The organism is Cytobacillus luteolus (genome assembly GCF_017873715.1).
GTDB classification, from domain to species: domain Bacteria; phylum Bacillota; class Bacilli; order Bacillales; family Bacillaceae_L; genus Bacillus_BV; species Bacillus_BV luteola.
In genome coordinates, this window is the sequence record NZ_JAGGKM010000002.1 from 495573 (window position 1) to 518385 (window position 22813).

Below are 22813 nucleotides of genomic sequence, written 5' to 3' on the forward strand. Positions count from 1 at the left end.
TTATTACGCCTCCATTAATAATAATTGTGGGTCGTTCAATAAACGTTTAATATGATTTAAAGCATTTTGCGCAGTTGCACCATCAATCATTCGATGATCAAAACTCAAGGATAATGCTAAAACAGGAGCGACCACAATTTCTCCATTGTTTACGACTGGTTTTTCTGCAATACGGCCGATACCAAGAATCGCTACTTCTGGGTGGTTGATAACAGGTGTAAACCATTGTCCACCTGCAGAACCGATATTCGTAATTGTACAAGAAGCACCTTTCATATCGTCTGATCCAAGTTTACCGTCACGCGCTTTACCTGCTAGTTCATTTATTTCATTAGAGATTGTAAATATTGATTTACGATCTGCATCTTTTACAACAGGTACTAATAAACCTTTATCCGTATCAGCCGCGATTCCTATATTATAATAATGCTTATGAATGATTTCATCAGTTGCATCATCAAGAGATGTATTTAGTGCAGGGAATTCTCTCAATGCAGAAGTTAACGCCTTAACAACATATGGTAAATACGTTAGCTTAATACCTTTTTCTAATGCAGTACCTTTAAATTTCTTACGATGAGCAACTAGTGCTGTCACATCAACTTCATCCATTAGGGTTACATGAGGTGCAGTTTGTTTTGAATTAACCATTGCTTTTGCAATAGCCTTACGAATCCCACTCATTTTCTCACGTGTCTCTGGATATTGACCTGCAGGGATTGGTTGTTTAGCTGATGCAGCTTTTTCTTTTTCCTCTGTTTTAGTTGTAACAGTTTCTTGTGTAATAACTTCTTCTGTAGTTTCTGCTACTGTTGTTGCTGGTGCTCCACCTTGTAAGAAGGAATCGATATCCGCCATTACGATACGACCATTTTTACCCGAACCCTCAACTGCTTTAATGTCCACACCCTTTTCACGAGCATACTTACGGACAGAAGGCATTGCAATAACGCGGCGACTTGGGTCAACGTCAACCTCTTTAGTATCCGCTTTCGCCTCTTCTTGGTTTTGAGTAGGCTTAGCCTCTTCATTTTTAGGCTTATCCTCGTCGTCACCTTTAAACTTAAGGTTTTCATAGCCTGGTGCATCAAATTTAATTAATGTGTCACCTACAATTGCAACAGTACCTTCTTCTACTAGCACTTCTAATACCTTACCTTTAACAGGTGAAGGAATCTCAACAACTGCTTTATCATTCTGAACTTCACATAATACATCATCTTCATTTACTTCATCGCCAGGTTTAACAAACCATTTTACGATTTCACCCTCATGGATACCTTCACCGATATCTGGCAGCTTAAATTCGAATGCCAAGGTTATTCGCCTCCTATTATAAATGTTAACTATATTTCAACCGTTTAGATTGTCTAGAAATTAAGGACTTTCTTTGCTGTCTCAAGTACATCTTTATAGTTTGGAAGCCAAACAGATTCAGCAGCAGAGAATGAAAACACAGTATCAGGTGCTGCCACACGAAGTACTGGTGCTTCAAGACTTAAGATAGCACGGTCGTTAATTTCAGCAACAACGTTAGCAGCAATTCCAGCTTGCTTCTGTGCCTCTTGTACAACAATTGCTCTTCCTGTTTTTTCTACAGAAGCAATAATCGTTGGAATATCTAATGGGCTAATTGTACGTAGGTCGATAACCTCAGCTGATACCCCTTCTTTTTCAAGTTCTTCAGCTGCCTTTAAGCATTCATGAACCATTGCTCCGTAAGTAACCATTGTTATATCTTTACCTTCGCGTTTAACATCAGCCTTACCAATTTCAATTGTATATTCCTCTTCAGGAACCTCTTGACGGAATGAGCGGTATAGCTTCATATGTTCTAAGAAGATAACCGGATCATTGTCGCGAATGGCAGAAATTAATAAACCTTTTGCATCGTAAGGAGTTGAAGGAATGATAACTTTTAAACCAGGTTGTGATGCAACAAGGCCTTCAAGGCTGTCTGCGTGTAGTTCAGGCGTATGTACTCCTCCTCCGAATGGAGAACGAATTGTAACTGGTGATGTATATCTTCCACCTGAACGATAACGCATACGTGCCATTTGTCCATTTATAGAGTCAATAACCTCGTAAACGAAACCAAAGAATTGGATTTCTGGAACAGGACGGAAACCTTGTAAGCCAAGACCAATTGCTAAGCCGCCGATACCTGATTCAGCTAGGGGTGTATCAAATACTCGATCTTCACCGAATTCCGCTTGTAGACCCTCAGTGGCGCGGAAAACCCCACCATTCACTCCAACATCTTCTCCAAATACTAAGACATTTGGGTCATTTTTTAGTTCTGTGCGTAACGCATCAGTGATTGCTTGAATCATTGTCATTTGCGCCATGGCTTACTTCGACTCCTTCTCTTTATAGATTTCCATTTGCTCTTGAAGATTTAGCGGAAGGTTTTCGTACATGATTGAAATTAAATCTGTAACTTTTTGTTTTGGTGCTTCGTCCGCTTTCTTAATCGCATTTTTAATATCTTCTTTTGCTTCTTCAATTACTTTATTCTCTAATTCTTCATTCCATAATCCTTTACCCTCTAGGAATTTACGGAAACGTACAAGTGGATCTTTCTTTTCCCACTCATCATCTAATTCTGAAGAACGGTAACGTGTTGGGTCATCCCCAGCCATTGTATGTGGACCGTAACGGTACGTTAGAGTTTCAATTAATGTAGGGCCTTCACCATTAATAGCGCGCTGACGAGCTTCAGCTACAGCAGCGTAAACCGCTAATGGATCCATTCCATCAACCTGAACACCTGGAATACCTGCGGCAACAGCTTTTTGTGCAATTGTCTTTGCAGCAGACTGTTTCTCTACTGGAGTTGAAATAGCAAAACGGTTGTTTTGAACAATGAAAATTGCTGGTGCTTTATATGCTCCTGCAAAATTAATTCCTTCATAGAAATCACCTTGTGAAGCCCCACCATCACCTGTATATGTAATAGCAACAGATTTAGCACCGCGTTTTTTCATACCTAAAGCTACACCAGCACACTGTATGTATTGAGCACCAATAATAATTTGAGGTGAAATTACATTCACACCTTCAGGCATCTGGTTGCCATGGTAGTGACCACGAGAAAATAAAAATGCTTGATAAAGAGGTAATCCGTGCCATACAATTTGCGGAACATCGCGGTAGCCCGGTAGGATAAAATCTTCTTTTTCTAACGCAAATTGAGAAGCTAATTGGCTTGCCTCTTGACCTGCCGTAGGTGCATAGAACCCTAGTCTCCCTTGACGATTTAAAGATATAGAGCGTTGATCAAGAATACGAGTATATACCATTCTTCTCATTAATTCTTTTAGTTGATCATCACTTAGATCAGGCATTGCTGCCTCATTTACAATTTGTCCCTCTTCATTAAGGATTTGTAGAGTTGGAAATTGTTCAGCAACCTTTTCAAGTTGTTGTTGGCTATCAAATAATGCTTCATTTGTTTTTGCAGCCATGTCAGTCACCTCTTCCTTTCATTTTCCTAGTTATTAGTTGATAAAGACTTTACACAAAATGTTAAAGCAAGGAAATGCCCTAAGTTGCGAGTGGGAGTTATTTATACAGCAATAGGTTACCCAAAAACGATTATTACAAGACATTTTTTGCGTATATGTACTACTGCTTATCTATCCATCTATAGTTTGCCCATATTCCACCTGAAACAATTTGTTGAAAAGTTCACTTTGAATAATCTGTATTAATCACTTCTAAAGAAATAATAATACAATGTTCATTAACAGTTTTAAGTTTACAATAAGAACTTTTTGATAGTCAATCCTTTTGCCTACATATTTTCTATACAATCATGGCGATGACTTTTTTCCTAATTAAATCCAGAACAAACAACCTGTATTAATACAACTTCAAAAACTGTATTAATAAAATAGAGACACTAAAAAAGACTAGAGGGTTATCCTCTAGTCTTTGTATACTACCTCTAATCCAGCATTTTCATAAAAAGCCAATTTAGATTCATTATACTGCTCTGTAAAGTTATTAAATTCTTCATTTGCTGCAATAACCTTTTCGTAGCTCTCGTTTATATTTTTGATTTGTTCTTCTAATTGCTCGAGAGTCAGGTCTTCACTTTGGAACATCGTATAAAGTTTTTATCGTGCCCAATAGCTTCTAAGTAATTTGAGTAAAGGGTTGAATAACTGGAATATCTATTTTCCATTAACTCAATAAGTTGATTTGCATCTTCGGAAAGCTTTTCGTCTTCAAGATTAGCAATATAATCTTTTACTAAGTTAAACTTTTCTTTTGATGCCTCTATACTTGCATTTTCTTCATTTAGCCTTGTTTCACGTTCCTCTACAATTGCTAATGCTTCTTCGGAAAGAGCTACAATTTTATCAAATTCCTTCATCCCTAATGAAATGATTTGATCATAAAGTTCCTTTTCCTTTTTTTCAAGCTCAACTAGAGGATTTTGCTGCTCTTTAAAAGAAGTCTCAAGATTTACTACTTCTTCAAGCGTCTCATAAATTTCTTCTTCTGGAGTTGGTCCTGTATTACAACCTGATAAAACAAAGCTAAGAACCATTAATAATATCGTTAATTTAAGTTTCACCTATAAATCCCCCTTACCTATGTACCATATTCTACTATAAAGTTTTACGCTTTTTTTTACAACCTGTTCATTTCTTTTTTTCATTTTTAGTGACTTATCTATTTTTTATGAAACACCTTGGAAATTATTCTTTAATTAGTGATTAATAATATGTATGTGCTTGTCCACTTACTTAGAACTTTTTAATGAGTTTTCTAAACACACAAATTTATTCTTCAAATGTATTAACAGTAATATGACTTAACTAATTGCCGCAATAAAAAGTGTTTTTAAAAACAACCTTCCTCTGCTAAACTAAGGGTAAATGTTAATAAGCATCTGGTACATAAGGAGTGAATGTTAAAATTGATTACAATGGAAAATATAATAACCGAAGGCCACCCCTCTTTAAGAGCTAATGCTAAAGAGATAAAATTGCCTGCAACACAAGAGGAAAAGGATATACTGATCAAGATGATGGAATTTGTTAAAAATAGTCAGGATCCTGTAATTGCCGAGAAATATGGTCTCAGACCTGGTATTGGCCTTGCGGCTCCACAAATCAACGTTTTAAAAAGAATGATTGCAATACACGTAAGAGATGAAAATGATAAACTTATAAGCTTTGCACTTTTTAACCCTAAAATTATAAGTCATTCTATTGAAAAAAGTTACTTAACTAGTGGAGAAGGCTGCTTATCGGTTAATCGTGAAGTTCCTGGGTATGTCCCTAGGTATGCACGAATAAAAGTAAAGGCTACAACGGTTGACGGTGAGGAAGTAAATCTAAGACTTAAAGGTTTGCCAGCAATTGTTTTCCAACATGAAATTGACCATTTAAATGGTGTAATGTTTTATGACCATATTAATAAAGAAGATCCATTTGCTACGCCTGAAAATGCAATTGGAATAGAAAGATAACACAAACTTTGTAAGGCTGTACTATAAATTAATGTGACAACTCCACATCAATTTTTAATACAGCCTCTTCCTATTTAAGCAATCCTATTAATTCTAACCCATGGACAATTCCATCATCATCAACTGACTTAGTTACAATATCAGCGCGTTGCTTTATAATTTCCTCAGCATTTCCCATTGCGACACCTGTTCCTACAAAATCTAACATCTCTGCGTCGTTTAAACCATCTCCGAACGCATAGACATCTTCTCTATTCACTCCTAATGCATCCATAATCTTTTTAATCCCTTCTGCTTTAGAACCACCGTAAGGAATGATATCAGTTGAAAATTCATGCCACCTGATAAACTGAAAGGATGGAAAAGATTGAATATATTTCTCTTCCTCCTCTCTTATACAAAACAACAGAGTTTGGTAAATATCTCGATTTGCTAGAAAATCGGGTTCGTAATTTGGATGTTCAAATTTTAAGCTAGAGATGCTTTTATGTATAAACGGGTGATTTTCAACATTCGATCGCATCATTTCTGCATTCATATACACTAGGGGATGCTTATACTTTAGTGCAAAGTTCCTTAATTCATCTAATTTTTCTGGATTGAGTGGATTGGTGTATAATACCTCACCCTCAAATACAACATATTGACCATTAAAACTAACAAACGTATTAATTTCTAACTCATTTCTAAGATTTTCATACATAAATGGAGCCCTACCAGTTGCGATTGCGACGTTAATTCCTTTTCTTTTCAGAGAAAAAATAGCTTTCTTTGTACTTTCAGGCAGTTTTTTATCATGGTCTAATAGAGTACCGTCTATATCAAAAAACACTAATTTTTTTGTCATTTTTGCCACCTCAATCTTAAGCTTATATTACTTTCATAAAGCTACTTTATCAGTATCATCTTGTCAAATGATTACGTTTACTTTTACCAAATATCCCCACGATAATCATTCCTAAAAATCCATATACTAATCATGGAATTAAAAAGAAAAAAACATTAAATAAAAAATAAGTAACAAAATTAATTAAATTGACCTATGACCTATTTAACAATGGACAAGGAAGGTTTAAAATAGTAAATTAAGGAGATGATGTAATCATGCTCAAAAAGCTTCGGAAAAAGTTACTACAACATTGGACAGATATTTTAAAGAAAAAAACAATTGCTTAAACTTTCTTGATAAAAAAAGTGCCCTTCTGGACGTCCGAAGGGCCTCTTTTCTACATATTGAAATGGGAACAATATGCTAAATTTTTATCAAAAATAGAAAAAACATGAAAAACTTGTTAATTTTTTATATAATAGAACAAGTGAATCTTATAAACGGAAATTAAGGAGAGATTTGGCAAATGATTTTTAAAGTTTACTATCAAGAACAGGCAAATGAAGTTCCTGTGCGCGAAAGAACAAAAACACTTTATGTTAATGCAGATGCAGAAAGATATGTTCGTGAGAAATTAAAAGATCGTAACTACAACATTGAGTTTGTGCAACGAGTTGAAGGCGCACATCTAGCTTATGAGCAACAAAATGAAGACTATAAGGTATTGGAGATCTGATTATGAAATTTGTTAAAAATGACCAAACTGCTGTTTTCGCATTTGGGGGACTAGGCGAAATCGGTAAGAACACATATGGTGTTCAGTTTCAAGATGAAATTATTTTAATTGATGCAGGAATTAAGTTTCCTGAAGACGAGCTTTTAGGTATTGATTATGTTATTCCTGACTATAGCTACATCATTAAGAATGTGGAAAAAATAAAAGGATTATTTATTACACACGGTCACGAAGACCACATTGGAGGCATTCCGTACCTTTTACGCGAGGTAAACATACCTATTTACGGAGGTAAATTAGCACTAGGCTTAATCCGTAACAAACTAGAAGAGCATGGTTTACTTCGAACAGCTAAATTAATTGAAATCCAAGAAGACGATATTATTAAATTTAGAAAAACGTCTGTTACTTTCTTTAGAACAACACACAGTATACCTGATTCATATGGAATCGTCGTAAAAACACCACCTGGTCAGATTGTTCATACTGGGGATTTCAAATTTGATTTCACTCCTGTTGGCGAACCTGCTAACTTAACAAAGATGGCTGAGATTGGGAAAGAAGGCGTTCTTTGTTTATTATCTGACAGCACAAACAGTGAGATTCCTAATTTCACAATGTCTGAACGTCGTGTTGGGGAAAGCATTAACGATATTTTCCGTAAGGTAACAGGAAGAATTATCTTTGCGACCTTCGCATCTAATATTCACCGTCTTCAGCAGGTTGTTGAGTCTGCTGTTGCTTATGATCGTAAAGTCGCTGTTTTTGGACGCAGTATGGAAGCAGCGATAAATATTGGACAAGATTTAGGTTACATTCGATGCCCTAAGGACACATTTATTGAAGCATCACAAATAAATAGACTTCCTGCTGACAAAGTTGTCATTCTGTGTACAGGAAGCCAAGGTGAGCCAATGGCGGCCCTTTCAAGGATTGCAAATGGAACTCATCGACAAATACAAATTATTCCTGGAGACACTGTTGTATTTTCTTCTTCTCCTATTCCAGGTAACACTATAAGTGTTAGCAGAACAATCAACATGCTCTACCGTGCAGGTGCTGAGGTAATTCATGGTGCTCTAAGTGATATTCATACTTCAGGTCATGGTGGTCAGGAAGAACAAAAGCTTATGCTTCGTTTGATTAAACCTAAATACTTCATGCCTATCCACGGTGAATACCGTATGCAAAAGATGCATTCAAAGCTTGCTATCGACTGTGGAGTTTTAGAGGAAAATTGCTTCATTATGGATAATGGTGAAGTATTAGCATTAAGTGAGAATGAAGCTTCTGTAGCTGGGAAAATTCCTTCTGGGAATGTCTACATCGATGGAAGCGGAATAGGTGATATTGGTAATATCGTTTTACGTGATCGTCGTATTCTTTCAGAAGAAGGACTTGTCATTGTTGTTGTTAGCATTAACATGAAAGACTTCAAGATAGCAGCTGGACCTGATTTAATATCACGTGGATTTGTGTATATGAGAGAGTCTGGAGATTTAATCAATGATGCACAAGGCTTAATTTCTAAACACTTGAATAAAGTGATGGAACGTCGCACCACTCAATGGTCCGAAATTAAAAACGAAATTACAGATACCTTGGCACCTTTCCTTTACGAGAAAACAAAACGCCGTCCTATGATTTTACCAATCATCATGGAGGTATAAATAGAAAAAGAGACAATCTCAAATGAGGTTGTCTCTTTTTTCATCTATTTTCACTCACCGATCATTGTTTTTTCGAATCGGTCGATATCTACATCTGCCCCTATTACAATGAGGATATCACCTTTTCTAATTACTTCAGTAGCTTGTGGGGAAACAATGATATCCTTACCCCGTTTGAATGCAACAATGTTTATACCAAATTTTGCTCGAATGTCTAGACTTATTAATGTATGACCATCAAGCCTTTGACTAGCAACAATCTCGACTATACTGTGTTCATCTGATAGCTCCAAGTAGTCCAAGACATTATTAGACATGATACTATGAGCAATACGTTTACCCATGTCTCGCTCAGGGTGAACAATCTGATCAGCCCCTATTTTATTTAAGACTTTTTCATGATAATCATTTTGAGCTTTAACTGTAATATGTTTTACCCCAAGCTCTTTCAAAATTAAAGTCGTTAGGATACTAGCTTGAATATTGTCTCCAATCGCTACGATGACATGGTCAAAGTTACGGATTCCTATACTTTTTAAAACGGATTCATCAGTAGAATCACCAACAACAGCATGCGATGCTATCGAAGAAAATTCATTCACCTTTTCCTCTATAACATCCATGGCCATAACTTCCATTCCCTCTTCACTAAGGGCTCTACATATACTTCCACCAAAACGGCCTAACCCTATTACTGCAAACTCTTTTTTCATAATTAAAACCCCCGAATTTGTCGCTGACTAGTATAATAAGATGGTACTAATTTTACCACAGAATAGAGGGAAAAGTATGCATTAAACAAAAAAGCCGAGATTAATCTCCCGACTTTTGTTGTTCCTCACGTATCTTTTGTCTAGCCATTTTTCTCATAAAAAGGTAAACGACAAATCCAAGCAATCCTAGTAATAAAAGGATTGGTGAATTCCCAATTAAGAAAACAAAGAAACCGGAAACAGCACCTAAAATAAAGTTAATGCTGTCCATAAACTGCTTTTTTGTCTTATCCCATGTGTTCAGTCCACTACCATCTATTTCTGGTACAATTACCTTGTTTTCATACAATGTCATCGAAACAGTCGATAAGTTCGCCTGGTTCTCAAGGTAGTTCATTCTCCCCTTGATTTGTTCAATTTCTTCTTGCACAACAGCTAAATCGGATGATATTTGTAGTAGATCTTTTGTTTCTTTTGCATCTCTCATAAATTGAAGCAATCTTTCCTCAACAACCTCTTTAGACTTTAATCTTGATCCCAGATCTACATATTCCTCTGTTACATCTTGCCCGGTTATGTTTTGGTGGTTAACTTTTTCACTCATTTCCCCTACTTGCGAAATAAACGAATTGAAGAGAGATTCTGGAACTCGAACCGTTAGTCTCCCTTCCATTTGGTTTTCACCATGGTTATACACATTAGACTCAACAATGTAGCCATTCATTTCATTTACGAGTAGCTCAATTTTACTGTGAACGGATTTATAATCTTTCACTTCTAATTGAAGATCCGCATGATAAATAACCATTCTACTTTGTTGATTACTCTTATTCGAATCAGTGACACCCTTATTTTTTCCATCAGCTAATCTATTTTGCTCCATCTTAGCCTCTGCTGGAGCTTCCTCTGAAGTTGCCATATCCATCGAAGTTTTACTATTCTCCGTTGATTCTGAAGCACCACCACTACACGCTGCCAGAATTAAGCCAAAAGAAAGAATAACAAGGGTTATTACTAACTTATATTTGTTCATCTCAACACCCCTAGTCCCTTTATGATATAGACGATTGAGCAATAAGAAATGTTACAATCTTCTTAAATTTTAAAAACGGGAGATGTAATATCTCCCGTTCAAGTTTTCTTACCCTACGTCTAACATTTTAAATTGTGATTTGACTAGGTTGTGATATTGGCCTTGTAATTTCATCAATTGATCGTGTGAACCTTGCTCTATAATTTGACCATGATCAAGCACGATAATATTATCAGAATCACGAATGGTAGATAGTCGATGCGCAATAATAATTGCTGTTCTACCTTTTAGCAATTTTTTAAGTGCAGTTTGAATTTTAACCTCAGACTCTGTATCAATGCTAGCTGTAGCCTCATCAAGAATGAGGATTCTTGGATCAGCTAGTAATGCACGTGCAAATGAAAGTAGTTGTCGTTCTCCTACTGATAATATATTTCCTCGCTCTTCTACTTCAGTTTCGAAGCCCTTTGGTAGTCTTGCAATAAATGAGTCAGCGCCTACTGCCGTTGCAGCCTCAATTACTTCTTCATCTGTTGCATCTGGTCGACCGAAGCGAATATTTTCCATGATAGTCCCTGAAAATATAAATGTATCTTGTAGAACAACACTTATTTGTGTTCTAACACTTGCAACAGATAAGTCTTTTACATTATAACCATCAATTTTAACATCACCCGCTGTCGCATCGTAAAAACGGCTAATTAAGTTAGCAATTGTTGTTTTACCTGAACCTGTATGTCCAACTAAGGCAACAGTTTGCCCCGCTTCCATCGTTAAGGAAACACCTTTTAATGCTTTTCGTTTTTCATCATAAGAGAATTCGACCTTATCAAATTCAATTTTACCTTTCATATCTGTAAGCGAAACAGCATCGTCTTTTTCTGAAACAATCGGCTTTTCATCTAAGAATTCAAAAATACGTTCAGATGAAGCCATTCCCATTAGTAATTGGTTATAAACTTGACCTAAACGAGAAATTGGTTCCCAGAACATTCCTAAGTAAAATGCGAATGAAACAAATACCCCAATGGTTACACCACTATCTGGGTTTTGAATAAGCATTGCTCCAAACCAAATTAAAATTGCAGTACCGATTGCGTTAGACATCTCAACAAATGGTCTAAACATCGCATTTTTCTGAGTAGCATCTCTCCAGCTTTCATATGTCTCTGTGTTAACGCCATCAAAGAAAGCCATATTTTCTTTTTCTTGTGTGAATGACTGTGTAACACGAATTCCCTGAATGCTTTCATTTAAATGAGAATTAAGCTTTGCCTGCTTAATACGTACTGTTTGCCAAGAACGTCTTATTTTTTTACGTAAACTTGTTGAAATGAAAAACATAATCGGAAGTATAATTAAGATCGCAATCGTTAACTCTGGACTTAATGCAAATAAGATAACGAAAATTCCTATTAATAATAAGAAATCCATGAGTAGGTTAATGACCCCGCTCGTAAATAATTCCTGTAAGGAGTTTATATCATTCATAATTCGAACTAGGATAGATCCTGCTGATCGTTGATCAAAAAAGCGATGTGAAAGTCCTTGAACATGAGTAAATAAATGTTTACGTAAATCATAGATTACGTTTTGTCCAAGTAGGTTCATATACCGAATACGGAATGTATTTGCTAAATAAGATAAGAAATAAAGACCAGCAATAATTAAGACTAGTTTTATTAATAAATCTGAATCTTTATTTGCAATCGCATGGTCCATTGTATATACACCAATAAGGATTGGTACAATTAAACGGACAGCTGTTGCAACAATTACTGTTAAAAATGCTAATGGTAATAGACTCTTAGAATAGGGCTTCATATAGCTAAATAGTCTGGCCATTTGCTTCCAGTTAAAAGGCTTCTCGATTACTTGATCTGTTGAGTATTGAAATCGATCTAGTTTATTTCGTTTTTCCTTCTTTTCATTCATGTTGTTCACCTACCTCATCCTGTTTGTGATTGAAGCACCGTTTTTTGATCTTTGTATTGAATATCATAAATACGTTTATAAGGTCCCTCATTTTTTACTAACTCTTCATGTGTTCCACGTTCAACGATTACACCTTGATCTAGTACAAGAATTTCATCTGCATGTTTAAGAGATGAAATACGGTGAGCAATAATGAATGTTGTACGACCTTTCATTACTTCTTTTAATGCTCCTTGAATCTTAAATTCAGTTTTCATATCTACCGCACTTGTTGCATCATCCAAAATAAGAATACTAGGGTCAATACAAATGGACCTTGCAATAGCAATACGTTGTTTTTGACCTCCAGATAATCCCATACCACGCTCACCTAACATCGTGTCATAACCATCTGGTAGCTCCATAATAAATTCGTGAGCATCCGCTCGTTTTGCTGCATCAATAATATCCTCCATGGATGCATCTGGGTTACCGTATGCAATATTGGCTTTTATCGATGATGAGAAAAGAAAAGATTCCTGTAAAACAAAACCAATATTATTACGTAAAGTATGTAGAGAGTAATCTCTTACATCTTTACCATCAATTAAAATTTGTCCACTAGTAGGTTCATAGAATCGTGTAATTAGCTGAGTAATACTAGTTTTACCTGACCCTGTTGCCCCAATCAAACCAATAACTTTACCTGGTTCCGCATTGAAGGTAACATTTGATAAGGCTTTTTCATCATCTTCTGTGTAGTTTAAGGTAACATCCTTGAATTCCACATGTCCTAGTAAGCGGTCTTTTTTGATAGGATTTTGTTTTTCAACAATATCCTCCTCTGCTTCTAAGATTTCTAAAAGCCTTTCTCCTGATGCTTTTGATTGTGAAAACATGTTAATAACGAACCCTAAGTTCATGATTGGCCACATAATGTACCAAACTAAACTAAAGAAAGCAACTAACTCCCCTGGTGTAACCTGATTATTTATAACTAAATAACCACCAAATGAGAGTAAGGTCACAACACAGATGTTACCGATAAACTCCATTAACGGAAAATACTTAGCCCAAACATTGGATGTCTTCAGATAATGATCCTTATAATCAGTATTTGAATCATTAAACTTATTAATCTCAAAACCTTCTCTTGATAGAGACTTTACCGTGTTAATACCACTTATATTTTCTTGAACCTTCGTATTAAGTCTTCCAAATGACTTCCTAATGCCTCGGAAAGCTGGATGGACTGTTTTATCAAACTTATACACAGCCACCGCCAAGAAAGGTAAAGAAGCAATGGTTACTAATGTTAAAGGCACTGAATAATAAAACATAACACTAAAGCTAATTCCAAGTAATAGTACAAAACGAATTAACTCCGCAAAGCCAAAGGATAGGAAGAAACGAAACCCTTCAACATCTGCTGTTAAACGAGACATTAAATCACCGGTTTTTGCATTATCATAGTACTTAAATGGTAAAAATTGAAGTTTTTCATAAAGAGAATTACGAAGTGAATAGACAGACTTAATTCCAAACATATCACCTAGGTATTGGTTAAAATAAGTCGCAATTCCCTTTATAATCATAATACCAACAAAACCTAATGCTAAATATGGCACATATTGGTATTGCCCACCCCGTATAACATCATCGATTGTAAATTGAAGAACAATCGGATATACAACTGTAATCGCAGTTACGATAAGTAGGAATGAAATTGACCAAATAAAATACCGCTTATATGGCCAGTAGAACATTTTGAGTTTCTTAAAGGTTTCCATTATAAGCCCCCTCCATACGATGTGAATTTTTTGTGAACTGTAACACGTATATATAAATATATCGAGTTTCGAAATAAATTTCCAGTGAATTGTGAGAAAATGTTGAATTTTTTTGGCAAATTGGAAATATAGTTCATTTCTAGTTTCTAGTTTAAGGAAGTTTCTGCCTATTTTCATCAACTACTAGACTGATTAATGTCTAAGACTTTTGGTGTAGAAACAAAAAAGATCGATCCTAATGGGTCGATCTTTTTATTGTTATTCAGCTTTTTCGTTTTCTTCTAATACACGGTTTACGCGCTTTGTTAGCATTTTCATTCCACTTCCGCCAGCTTGGAAATGGCGTAGTTTGCCTTCTGCATCAAAAACATAATATGCAGGTACATATTGATTTTCAAATGCATCTGTTAATTTATGGTTACTGTCAACATAAATGGGCTGTGAAATATCATGTTGAGCTGCTACTTCTTTAATTTCCTCAAGATCTAGGTCCTTTTCAGAACGAGGCATATGTACAGCTATCACATTTAGTTTGTCTTTATATTCATCACGGAATTGATTGATATCCGGCATAGCTTCTTTACATAGACCACAGCTGATTGACCAGAAGTGAATCAATGTTGGTCTTTCTCCAACCAAATCAGTCTTTGTTACTTCTCCATTTAACCATGCACTCGCGCCATCTAATTCTGGCATTGGTTCTCTTAGCTTCATGAACGTTCCTCCTAATAAGTGAACAATATTATAGTATGAAAAGGCCTAACATAACTGTTAGACCCTTAAAGTATATGCACTGATGCTAAAATTAAACGTTAAGTGTAGCTTGTCCTGGCTTCCAGTTTGCTGGGCAAAGTCCACCAGTTTGTAGTGCTTGAAGTACGCGAAGTGTTTCTTCTACGTCACGACCGATGTTGTTGTGGTTAACCACAGAGTACATTAATTCACCTTCAGGGCTGATAACGAATAGACCACGAAGAGCGATTCCTTCTTCTTCAATTAATACTCCGTACTCACGTGATACAACATGGTTTGTATCAGCAGCTAATGGATATCTTAATTCACCTAATCCATTTTCTTTACGATCTGTGTTAATCCATGCTAAGTGAGTGTGGATTGTATCAGTAGATACTCCAATTACTTCTGCATCTAAGTCTTCAAACTCATCGTAGCGATCTGATAAAGCTGTGATTTCAGTTGGACAAACGAAAGTGAAGTCCATTGGATAGAAGAAAAGTACTGTCCACTTGTCGTTTTTCATGTTTTCTTCAAGACTAACTTTTCCAAATTCCTTGTTCGCTAATACTGCATCCATTTCAAAGCGTGGTGCTTGTTTACCAACCATACGTTCTGCCATATGTAATTCCCTCCAATAAATAATAGTAAATGAGAATGAGGAATACCTCAATATCATTTATAGCTATTTTAATCACAATAATTAGTATAAAATAACGATTGTTTTGAGTCAATTTTAAGTAATAATTAATTTAAAAAAGAATCCTAAAATCCTTAATAAATTAACCCAAAGTAATTATTCCCGGTTTAACCTAGCTTTAAACATACAGATATGACCTAAGTGTGTATCATTTGATTTCTTTCGTCACTATGTTACAATTTTCACTATGATTTTAGTTTACCAAATTTTACTCAGGGAATAAAACAATATGCATTATTAGTAAATAGGAAAGGAAGATACATAGTATGGATTTTAATTTTAATATCGATTGGTCAACAATTATTACAGTTGGCAGTGTAATTATCCTAAAACTTTTGGCTATTATTATTGTTTTTCTTATCGTTAAAGCAGTAGGTAACAAAATAATAAAAAGGTCATTTGAAAAAGTCACAAAACGTGATGAAATTTCAAAAGGCCGTGCTAAAACTTTAGAAGCCTTAACAATCAATGTATTGTCTTATGTGTTAATCTTCATTTTTGTAGTTATGGTATTTCAAGTGTTCAATTATGACGCTACAGCCATTCTTGCTGGAGCAGGAGTAATAGGTTTAGCAATTGGTTTTGGTGCTCAAGGACTTGTAAGTGATGTTGTTACTGGATTCTTTTTATTACTCGAAAAACAAATTGATGTAGATGATTATGTGACTACTGCAGGTTTTTCTGGAATTGTCGAGTCTGTAGGGTTACGTACAACGCAAATCAGAGGGTTTGATGGTACGTTACACTATCTACCAAACCGTCAAATATCAAGCTTGAGTAACCACTCCAGAGGAAATATGCGTGCACTTGTTGATATTGGAATTTCATATGATGACGATATTGATAAAGCGGTAACTGTATTACAAGAGGTTTGTGACCAGATTGCTAAAGAAGATGATTCGATTAAAGATGGTCCAAATGTGCTTGGTGTTCAAACGCTAGGAGCATCTGATGTAGTAATACGTGTTATTGCAAAAACTGAAAATGGTGGTCAATGGGCTGTTGAAAGAAAGCTTCGTAAAGCACTAAAAGAAGCACTAGATGCTAACGGAATTGAAATTCCTTTCCCTCATCAAGTGTATATCGAGAAAAAATAGAGCATTGAATTAATAAGTAAAGACTAGGTAGCAGCTACCTAGTCTTTTTTTACATAAATTATGAATTTTGAGTACGATTTAATCTACTTTCAACTTCTTGACATACTTGGTCTGCTGTTAAACCATTAGCTTCAATTACTGATCCTTTAGTAACTGTATCAGCCATACCCATCACATTAGAATCAAGTCCAGTTAATACACAACAGTCACAGCCTTGTGCATCACTTTCTTGTTTTAATTGAATAACCTCATATCCTCTTTCTTGTAAAGCTTGTTGAACATCTGTTAATGAACCTTCAACTCCGACTTTTGCCATTACTCATCCACCTCCTCATATAGGTTAATTTGTCTCAATTTCTTACTGTTTATTCTCGGACAAATAAATGAGGAGTGAAAAATTTCCTTCTACTAATTTCCTTTAAATTGCAGATAATTTGAAATAAGCTCAATGGCAACAGGAATAGCGTCTTCGTTTGGTGTTAACTTTGAGTGATGTAAGCCAAAATCTGATTTTACACCGAGCCAAAACATAAAACCTGGAATATCCTTAATCATATATCCAAAGTCTTCTCCAGTCATGGCTTCATTACACTCGAATAACGTCACATCCGGTTGTTCACGTACAAAATTCATAAATTCCAGCGTCGTCTCAGATTCATTATATACCTGATGGTACATAGCACCGTAATCAATCTTTGCTTCACATTGGTAGCCAATTTCAATACCATTAACAAGCTCTTCTATCCTTTTTTTCACCTTTACCATTGATTGTTCCGATAGAGTCCGAATGGTTCCTTCAAGCCTTGCATTTTCTGCAATAATATTTTGTACCGTACCTCCAGTAATTTTCCCTATAGTAATGACAGCACTATCTAACGGGTTTACATTTCTAGAGATGATTGATTGAAGTTGTGTCACCAAATTACATCCGGCAACAATCATATCATTTGTTAAATGAGGATATGCCGCATGACCTCCCTTTCCTTTCAAGTCAATATAGAGTTCAGATGTATTGGCAAACAAAAGACCCGTCTTTGTAGCAATTGTTCCTACTTCATATTCTGGAGCAATATGTAGTGCAAATAGAATATCTGGCTTCCACTCAATCATAATCTCACTTTGAAGCATCGGGAGAGCGCCACCAGGCCCTTCTTCTGCAGGCTGAAAAATAAATAAGACATCATCTTTCAGTCGATTTGAAACAACGGAAGTCATAACACCTAATGCAATACTCATATGAAGGTCATGTCCACATGCATGCATACGTCCTAAGTGTTCTGATTTGAATTCATAATCTGTTTGTTCCTCAATAGGAAGCCCATCAATATCAGCTCGATACCCAATTAGTTTTGAGGGATTGGTCCCTTTAACCTTTACAAATAAACCTGTCCGCCATTTTTTTATTTCCACGTGTTCACCCGCTAAACTTTCAATATAGTTTAGCAGGTAGCTTTGTGTCTTGTATTCCTGAAAACCTAGTTCAGGTATTCTATGTAAATCTCTTCTAATTTTCACAAAGGGATGAAGTGCATCCATCTTAGTTCCTCCTATATAAATGGCGCGGATTATAATAATCCACGCCTACGGTTTTACTCTTCGTTTAATTGACGAAGCTCTTGTTTGATTTCAGTTTTCGCTTTTGTTTTTTCATCAATTTTCTTAATTACACGTGCAGGTGTACCAGCAACCACTGTATATGGAGGAACATCTTCAATTACAATAGCACCAGCTGCCACGACAGCACCTTGCCCAACTGTAACACCTTCAAGAACAACTGCATTTGCTCCGATAACTACATCATCTTCAACCACAACCGGTTTTGCTGAAGGCGGCTCAATTACTCCTGCTAAGACAGAACCAGCACCGATATGACAGTTCTTACCAACAGTAGCACGACCTCCTAAAACAGTATTCATGTCAATCATCGTACCTTCACCAACAACTGCTCCAATGTTGATAGAAGCACCCATCATAATTACAGCATTATCACCTATTTCTACTTGGTCACGAATAATAGCACCTGGCTCAATACGAGCTTTAATTCCCTTAAGATCTAATAGAGGAATCGCTGAGTTACGGCGATCATTTTCAACAACGTAATCTTCAATATTTGCTTCATTCGCTTCAATTGCAGCTTTAATGTCTTTCCATTCACCGAATACAACACCAGTGTTACCAGTTAAAAACGCTTTAGAGTTTGCACCAAAGTCAATTCCTTCTAAATTTCCCTTTACATACACTTTTACAGGTGTAGATTTAACACTATTTTGAATAAACGAAATAATTTCATTTGCATCCATCATTTTCATATGTAGTTTCCTCCTTAATATGCTATAAATCCTAGAATATAAACTTTACCTAATTAATGTATCAAACAAAAACATATGTGACAAGAAAATAGTCCTTCATTGCACTACAAATGTTTGGCACTATCCTTCATGATTTCAACAAAAGCCTGAACTTGTTTTAACTCAAATGCTGATTCGTATCCAACAAGCCAGGTGTCACGTTTTATTGGTTCATCCTGTTCATTTAATAAAGGGATCTTATAGATATTTGTATCCGACTTATTTAATGTAATTGAGGGTAGGATTGCATAGCCAATCCCATTTAATGTCATTTGTTTACAAGTTTCAATTTGATCAACAACAATGGTCCGTTTAGGTGGGGTTTGAAATTTGCTATACCACCATTCCTGAATTTCTTGATAGTATGTTGAATCACTTTTAAATTGAATGAAAGGTCTTTCTGTCTCCAGTACCTGCTCAATTTTACTAATTTCTGTGTCAACTAGATATAAAGTATCTGTTAGTAAATGCTCTTTAACACCCTTCCAGTCTGGATTCCCTCTAATAATCCCGATATGCACTGAATTATCATAAAGATTTTTTAAAATTTCACTACTCCAACCTGTTAGTAGAGATATTTTTGCATGTGGATAGGCTGTAACATATCGTTTTAAGATTTGTGGTAACCAATTTTGACCTATAATAGATGCACAAGCCAATTTTAGTGTTCCATGAATGCCAAAATCCAATCCTTGTATTTCTTCACGAATGATCTCCTCTTTTTCCACAACTTCTTTTGCATACTCAATAATTCTTTCTCCAGCAGGCGTGGTTGTAAGACCCTTCTGAGACCTTAAAAATATTTGAGTACCCCAAGACTTTTCAATTGTCTGTAAGCGTTGTGAAAGCGCTGGCTGCGACACAAATAATTTCTCAGACGCCTTTCTCATATTCATTTCTTCCGCAAGCACAACCAGCATTTTAAATTCTGAGAACTGCAAATGATCACCTCTCCACACCTATAAGATTTACTTATAGTATATCTTAATAATTCCGTAATTTCATTATCACATTTATAAGTATAAAATTTAGCTAGAAAGTAATCGAAAGGCGGTTTAGTATTTGACTGAAATCCTATTAATTTTAGTTGGATTCCTAGCTACATTTATTGGAACCATTGCAGGTGGTGGAGGTATGATTAGTTTACCAGCCATGTTAGTAATAGGTGTGCCTATCCATTCAGCTATTTCAGCAAACAAGTTTTCAAATACGTTTAGTTCATTTTCGAGCTTCGCTGTATTATTGAAAGAAAAAAAAATCACACTGAAGTCAGCTCTTATTATTTCTCCATTTAGCCTTATCGGAGGTATGACAGGAGGAGCAATTGCTTCATCTTTTACTGAAAAAAATTTAACAATATTTGCTATTATCTTATTAAGTTTTGCTCTATTATTAAGTTTAATAAAGAAGCCTCAATCAAGTGAAGGCAAAACTAATAACATTCCGAAAAAACTACTTCCTTATTTATATGGAGTAGGTATCTACGACGGCATGTTTGGCCCTGGTCAAGCAACATTATCCATGTATACGTACCTTTATCATGGTTTTTCTTTTATAGCATCAATGGCCTTTACACGATTTCAAACCTTTTTAAGTTGTTTTGGTGCCTTTATAATGTATGTATCTTCCGGGCACTTCAATCTGAAAGTTGGAGTCTTTCTAGGCATAGGCTCTATTATTGGTGCACAATGCTCAGTTAGAGTAGCTAATAAACTTCCAACAAGACACCTACAAATTATTCTACGTATTGTTACAGTCGTACTAATCCTTTATCTATTTCTAAGATTCTTTTAATTAGGAGGACAAAATGAAGATTCAATTTAAGAGACTAGACCATGTACAAATTTGTATTCCATTTGGTGAAGAGGAAAATGCTCGAAGGTTTTATACTGACGTCCTTGGTCTTATTGAAATCGAAAAACCAGAGTCTCTAAAGGCAAACGGTGGACTATGGTACAAAATTGGGGAAATCGAACTTCATCTTGGTGCTGAAGACATGGGAAACTACAAAAGTAAACGCCATCCAGCCTTTGAGATTGGTAATCTAGTAGAAACAAAAACGTATTTAGAAAGGCATAATGTTACAACGCAAGATGAAAAACCAATTCCAAATGTTAGCCGTTTCTCATTCTTTGACCCGTATGGAAATCGCATGGAGTTCTTGGAAAAAAGGTAAAAAAGCATCCAGTTGGATGCTTTTTACTTTTCCCCTTTAGGCAAAAACATAATCAACAGAAAACTAATAACTGCAAAAATAAAGACTCCCCAATACACATAGTGCAAGGATAAAGTTAGTCCATCTTGAAGTACAGATCTAACACTTTCAGTTAAAGCATTTCGCTCTTCCTCATTTAAAAGGACGTTTGTTGAATCTAATGAAACATTTTCAATTCCTTCAGCTTGAATATAGGACTGTAGCTTACTATTAAGAATCCCACCTAATAACGCTGCTCCTACAGTACTTCCTAAAGTTCTCATAAACATATTTGCTGCAGTTGCTACACCTCTCATTTGCCATTCAACAGTGCTCTGAATGGAAACAATAAACGATGTGGTTGTCATCCCCATCCCGATACCAACCATAAATGATCCAAAAGCGGCCCATACCGGACCATCATCTGGTGATAACGTAAGGAAAATAATACTCCCTAACACTAATGCGACACCACCAATAAGGGATGTAGTCCTGAAACCAACCTTTAGTAGCATTCGGCCTGCGACAGTAGCAGCTATCGGCCACCCAATTGACATTGTTGTAAGAGTGAAGCCAGCTACAATTGGAGATCTTTCCATAACACCTTGAACAAAAGCAGGTAAAAAACTCGAAATTCCAATTAGCATCACACCTGTTGTTAAAGAGGTTATATTTGCTATAAATATCGATTTTTCCTTCCAAATTGTAAATGGCATCATTGGTTCTTTTGCTCTATTTTCTTGAATTACAAATAATACTAATGCAATTAAAGCGACCACTATTAATGTTAGGGATTGAGTAGATGTCCAAGACCAATGAACTCCACCCTCAACAAGGACGATCATTATTGCACTAATTGCCACAAATAATAATACAGCTCCTATGTAATCTATCGAATGCTTTTTCTTTTCTATTCCCTCATGTAAGAATAATACCAGAACAATAATCGCTAGTATTCCGAGTGGAACATTAACCCAGAACACCAATCGCCAGCTAACATACTCAACAAATATTCCTCCAAGTGCCGGTCCCATAATCGCTGAGATTCCCCATACACTCGAGAGATACCCTTGTATTTTCGCTCTCTCTTCTTTTGTGTACATATCACCTACAATGGTAGATGCTATTGGCATCACTGCCCCTGCTCCAAATCCTTGTATAAATCTAAACAGGATAAGCATTTCCATATTACTTGCAAATCCACATAGCACAGATCCAATCAAGAAGACGACTATACCAAAAATTAAAATAGGCTTTCGTCCAAATAAATCGGATAACTTCCCATAAATTAAAACCGTAACCGCATTCATTAATAAGTAAGCCGAAAATACCCAACTATAAAGAGAAAATCCTCCTAAGTCCCCTACAATTGCAGGCATTGCGGTGGAAACAATCGTTGCTTCAATTGCCGCCATAAACATCGCTAACATCACTGCTGCCAGAACTAAAGGTCTCTTTGTTTGATTAGGCTGAGATAATCGTCCAGCTTTACTTGAAATAGCTTGTCCCATTCCTACCCTCACCTCTTCAACTAGAGTCTAAAATAGTAAAGACCTTCTGTCTGAAGGTCTT

Annotated in this window: 21 protein-coding genes and 1 pseudogene; 6 read left to right on the plus strand and 16 right to left on the minus strand. The window is 35.9% G+C overall.

The genetic code is table 11. The annotated features are described in order from the left end of the window. Nucleotides 1-3: 3 nt before the first annotated feature. The 4 genes and pseudogenes from J2Z26_RS07335 to J2Z26_RS07350 form a co-directional block, all read right to left on the minus strand. Nucleotides 4-1317 carry a dihydrolipoamide acetyltransferase family protein gene (locus J2Z26_RS07335; RefSeq protein WP_193536965.1) on the minus strand — a complete coding sequence of 438 codons (1314 nt, stop codon included), beginning with the start codon at nt 1315-1317 and terminating at the stop codon, nt 4-6. A 53-nt stretch (nt 1318-1370) separates the two neighbouring features. After that, nucleotides 1371-2348: an alpha-ketoacid dehydrogenase subunit beta gene (locus J2Z26_RS07340; RefSeq protein ID WP_193536967.1), complete on the minus strand. Its 978-nt coding sequence runs from the start codon at nt 2346-2348 to the stop codon at nt 1371-1373. A 3-nt stretch (nt 2349-2351) separates the two neighbouring features. Further along, nucleotides 2352-3467 carry a pyruvate dehydrogenase (acetyl-transferring) E1 component subunit alpha gene (pdhA, locus tag J2Z26_RS07345; protein ID WP_193536969.1) on the minus strand — a complete coding sequence of 372 codons (1116 nt, stop codon included), beginning with the start codon at nt 3465-3467 and terminating at the stop codon, nt 2352-2354. A 462-nt stretch (nt 3468-3929) separates the two neighbouring features. Next, nucleotides 3930-4558, minus strand: a pseudogene (locus J2Z26_RS07350) (YkyA family protein). Nucleotides 4559-4930: 372 nt separating this feature from the next. On the opposite strand from J2Z26_RS07350, the gene def reads away from it, so the two are divergent. Then, nucleotides 4931-5485, plus strand: coding sequence for a peptide deformylase (gene def / locus J2Z26_RS07355; RefSeq protein WP_193537367.1), 555 nt, complete (start codon nt 4931-4933; stop codon nt 5483-5485). Between the two features lie 70 nt (nt 5486-5555). Here def and J2Z26_RS07360 read toward each other — a convergent pair whose 3' ends face one another. Further along, nucleotides 5556-6332: a Cof-type HAD-IIB family hydrolase gene (locus J2Z26_RS07360; protein WP_193536971.1), complete on the minus strand. Its 777-nt coding sequence runs from the start codon at nt 6330-6332 to the stop codon at nt 5556-5558. A 508-nt stretch (nt 6333-6840) separates the two neighbouring features. Between J2Z26_RS07360 and J2Z26_RS07365 the strand changes: the two genes are divergently transcribed. After that, on the plus strand, nt 6841-7050 hold the full coding sequence (locus tag J2Z26_RS07365; RefSeq protein ID WP_193536973.1) for a DNA-dependent RNA polymerase subunit epsilon: 210 nt from the start codon (nt 6841-6843) through the stop codon (nt 7048-7050). A 2-nt stretch (nt 7051-7052) separates the two neighbouring features. Beyond that, nucleotides 7053-8720, plus strand: a complete 1668-nt coding sequence (gene rnjA, locus J2Z26_RS07370; RefSeq protein WP_193536975.1) for a ribonuclease J1 — start codon at nt 7053-7055, stop codon at nt 8718-8720. Nucleotides 8721-8770: 50 nt separating this feature from the next. Here the strand turns inward: rnjA and J2Z26_RS07375 are convergent, their stop codons facing one another. The 6 genes from J2Z26_RS07375 to J2Z26_RS07400 all read right to left on the minus strand — a co-directional run bounded on the left by J2Z26_RS07375 (nt 8771) and on the right by J2Z26_RS07400 (nt 15524). Beyond that, entirely contained in the window at nt 8771-9433 is a 663-nt protein-coding gene (locus tag J2Z26_RS07375; RefSeq protein ID WP_193536977.1) for a potassium channel family protein, read from the minus strand. A 100-nt stretch (nt 9434-9533) separates the two neighbouring features. Next, nucleotides 9534-10466, minus strand: coding sequence for a DUF4349 domain-containing protein (locus J2Z26_RS07380; protein WP_193536979.1), 933 nt, complete (start codon nt 10464-10466; stop codon nt 9534-9536). Nucleotides 10467-10574: 108 nt separating this feature from the next. After that, the gene (locus J2Z26_RS07385; RefSeq protein ID WP_193536981.1) at nt 10575-12401 is read right to left on the minus strand and encodes an ABC transporter ATP-binding protein; all 1827 of its coding nucleotides are present in this window, start codon (nt 12399-12401) and stop codon (nt 10575-10577) included. 14 nt (nt 12402-12415) lie between these two features. Beyond that, nucleotides 12416-14170, minus strand: a complete 1755-nt coding sequence (locus J2Z26_RS07390; protein ID WP_193536983.1) for an ABC transporter ATP-binding protein — start codon at nt 14168-14170, stop codon at nt 12416-12418. A gap of 258 nt (nt 14171-14428) precedes the next feature. Beyond that, the gene (locus J2Z26_RS07395) at nt 14429-14884 is read right to left on the minus strand and encodes a TlpA disulfide reductase family protein (RefSeq protein ID WP_193536985.1); all 456 of its coding nucleotides are present in this window, start codon (nt 14882-14884) and stop codon (nt 14429-14431) included. Between the two features lie 91 nt (nt 14885-14975). After that, nucleotides 14976-15524 carry a peroxiredoxin gene (locus J2Z26_RS07400; protein ID WP_193536987.1) on the minus strand — a complete coding sequence of 183 codons (549 nt, stop codon included), beginning with the start codon at nt 15522-15524 and terminating at the stop codon, nt 14976-14978. 344 nt (nt 15525-15868) lie between these two features. Here J2Z26_RS07400 and J2Z26_RS07405 point away from each other — a divergent pair, with 344 nt between their 5' ends. After that, a complete protein-coding gene (locus tag J2Z26_RS07405; protein ID WP_193536989.1) occupies nt 15869-16699 on the plus strand; it encodes a mechanosensitive ion channel family protein in 831 nt (276 codons plus the stop codon). 58 nt (nt 16700-16757) lie between these two features. Here the strand turns inward: J2Z26_RS07405 and J2Z26_RS07410 are convergent, their stop codons facing one another. From J2Z26_RS07410 to J2Z26_RS07425, 4 genes are all read right to left on the minus strand, one after another. Beyond that, the gene (locus J2Z26_RS07410; protein WP_193536991.1) at nt 16758-17015 is read right to left on the minus strand and encodes a YkuS family protein; all 258 of its coding nucleotides are present in this window, start codon (nt 17013-17015) and stop codon (nt 16758-16760) included. A 92-nt stretch (nt 17016-17107) separates the two neighbouring features. Beyond that, a complete protein-coding gene (locus J2Z26_RS07415; protein ID WP_193536993.1) occupies nt 17108-18235 on the minus strand; it encodes an N-acetyldiaminopimelate deacetylase in 1128 nt (375 codons plus the stop codon). A 53-nt stretch (nt 18236-18288) separates the two neighbouring features. Further along, nucleotides 18289-19008, minus strand: a complete 720-nt coding sequence (gene dapD, locus J2Z26_RS07420; RefSeq protein ID WP_193536994.1) for a 2,3,4,5-tetrahydropyridine-2,6-dicarboxylate N-acetyltransferase — start codon at nt 19006-19008, stop codon at nt 18289-18291. Between the two features lie 104 nt (nt 19009-19112). Then, nucleotides 19113-19988 (minus strand): LysR family transcriptional regulator, encoded by an 876-nt coding sequence (locus J2Z26_RS07425; RefSeq protein ID WP_319638057.1) that lies wholly within the window; start codon nt 19986-19988, stop codon nt 19113-19115. Between the two features lie 121 nt (nt 19989-20109). Between J2Z26_RS07425 and J2Z26_RS07430 the strand changes: the two genes are divergently transcribed. Next, nucleotides 20110-20841, plus strand: coding sequence for a sulfite exporter TauE/SafE family protein (locus J2Z26_RS07430; protein ID WP_193536998.1), 732 nt, complete (start codon nt 20110-20112; stop codon nt 20839-20841). Nucleotides 20842-20854: 13 nt separating this feature from the next. Continuing rightward, a complete protein-coding gene (locus J2Z26_RS07435) occupies nt 20855-21223 on the plus strand; it encodes a VOC family protein (protein ID WP_193537000.1) in 369 nt (122 codons plus the stop codon). A gap of 23 nt (nt 21224-21246) precedes the next feature. On the opposite strand, the gene J2Z26_RS07440 is transcribed toward J2Z26_RS07435, so the two are convergent. Continuing rightward, a complete protein-coding gene (locus tag J2Z26_RS07440) occupies nt 21247-22752 on the minus strand; it encodes an MDR family MFS transporter (protein ID WP_193537002.1) in 1506 nt (501 codons plus the stop codon). Nucleotides 22753-22813 lie beyond the last annotated feature (61 nt).

Bases quoted from the DNA above. Each gene is read 5' to 3' on its own strand.
- J2Z26_RS07365 (WP_193536973.1), top strand. From the start codon at position 6,841: ATGATTTTTAAAGTTTACTATCAAGAACAGGCAAATGAAGTTCCTGTG.
- rnjA (WP_193536975.1), top strand. From the start codon at position 7,053: ATGAAATTTGTTAAAAATGACCAAACTGCTGTTTTCGCATTTGGGGGA.
- dapD (WP_193536994.1), bottom strand. From the start codon at position 19,008: ATGAAAATGATGGATGCAAATGAAATTATTTCGTTTATTCAAAATAGT.
- J2Z26_RS07410 (WP_193536991.1), bottom strand. From the start codon at position 17,015: ATGGCAAAAGTCGGAGTTGAAGGTTCATTAACAGATGTTCAACAAGCT.
- J2Z26_RS07360 (WP_193536971.1), bottom strand. From the start codon at position 6,332: ATGACAAAAAAATTAGTGTTTTTTGATATAGACGGTACTCTATTAGAC.
- J2Z26_RS07390 (WP_193536983.1), bottom strand. From the start codon at position 14,170: ATGGAAACCTTTAAGAAACTCAAAATGTTCTACTGGCCATATAAGCGG.
- J2Z26_RS07405 (WP_193536989.1), top strand. From the start codon at position 15,869: ATGGATTTTAATTTTAATATCGATTGGTCAACAATTATTACAGTTGGC.
- J2Z26_RS07395 (WP_193536985.1), bottom strand. From the start codon at position 14,884: ATGAAGCTAAGAGAACCAATGCCAGAATTAGATGGCGCGAGTGCATGG.
- J2Z26_RS07375 (WP_193536977.1), bottom strand. From the start codon at position 9,433: ATGAAAAAAGAGTTTGCAGTAATAGGGTTAGGCCGTTTTGGTGGAAGT.
- J2Z26_RS07400 (WP_193536987.1), bottom strand. From the start codon at position 15,524: ATGGCAGAACGTATGGTTGGTAAACAAGCACCACGCTTTGAAATGGAT.
- J2Z26_RS07380 (WP_193536979.1), bottom strand. From the start codon at position 10,466: ATGAACAAATATAAGTTAGTAATAACCCTTGTTATTCTTTCTTTTGGC.
- J2Z26_RS07440 (WP_193537002.1), bottom strand. From the start codon at position 22,752: ATGGGACAAGCTATTTCAAGTAAAGCTGGACGATTATCTCAGCCTAAT.
- J2Z26_RS07435 (WP_193537000.1), top strand. From the start codon at position 20,855: ATGAAGATTCAATTTAAGAGACTAGACCATGTACAAATTTGTATTCCA.
- J2Z26_RS07340 (WP_193536967.1), bottom strand. From the start codon at position 2,348: ATGGCGCAAATGACAATGATTCAAGCAATCACTGATGCGTTACGCACA.
- J2Z26_RS07385 (WP_193536981.1), bottom strand. From the start codon at position 12,401: ATGAATGAAAAGAAGGAAAAACGAAATAAACTAGATCGATTTCAATAC.
- pdhA (WP_193536969.1), bottom strand. From the start codon at position 3,467: ATGGCTGCAAAAACAAATGAAGCATTATTTGATAGCCAACAACAACTT.
- J2Z26_RS07415 (WP_193536993.1), bottom strand. From the start codon at position 18,235: ATGGATGCACTTCATCCCTTTGTGAAAATTAGAAGAGATTTACATAGA.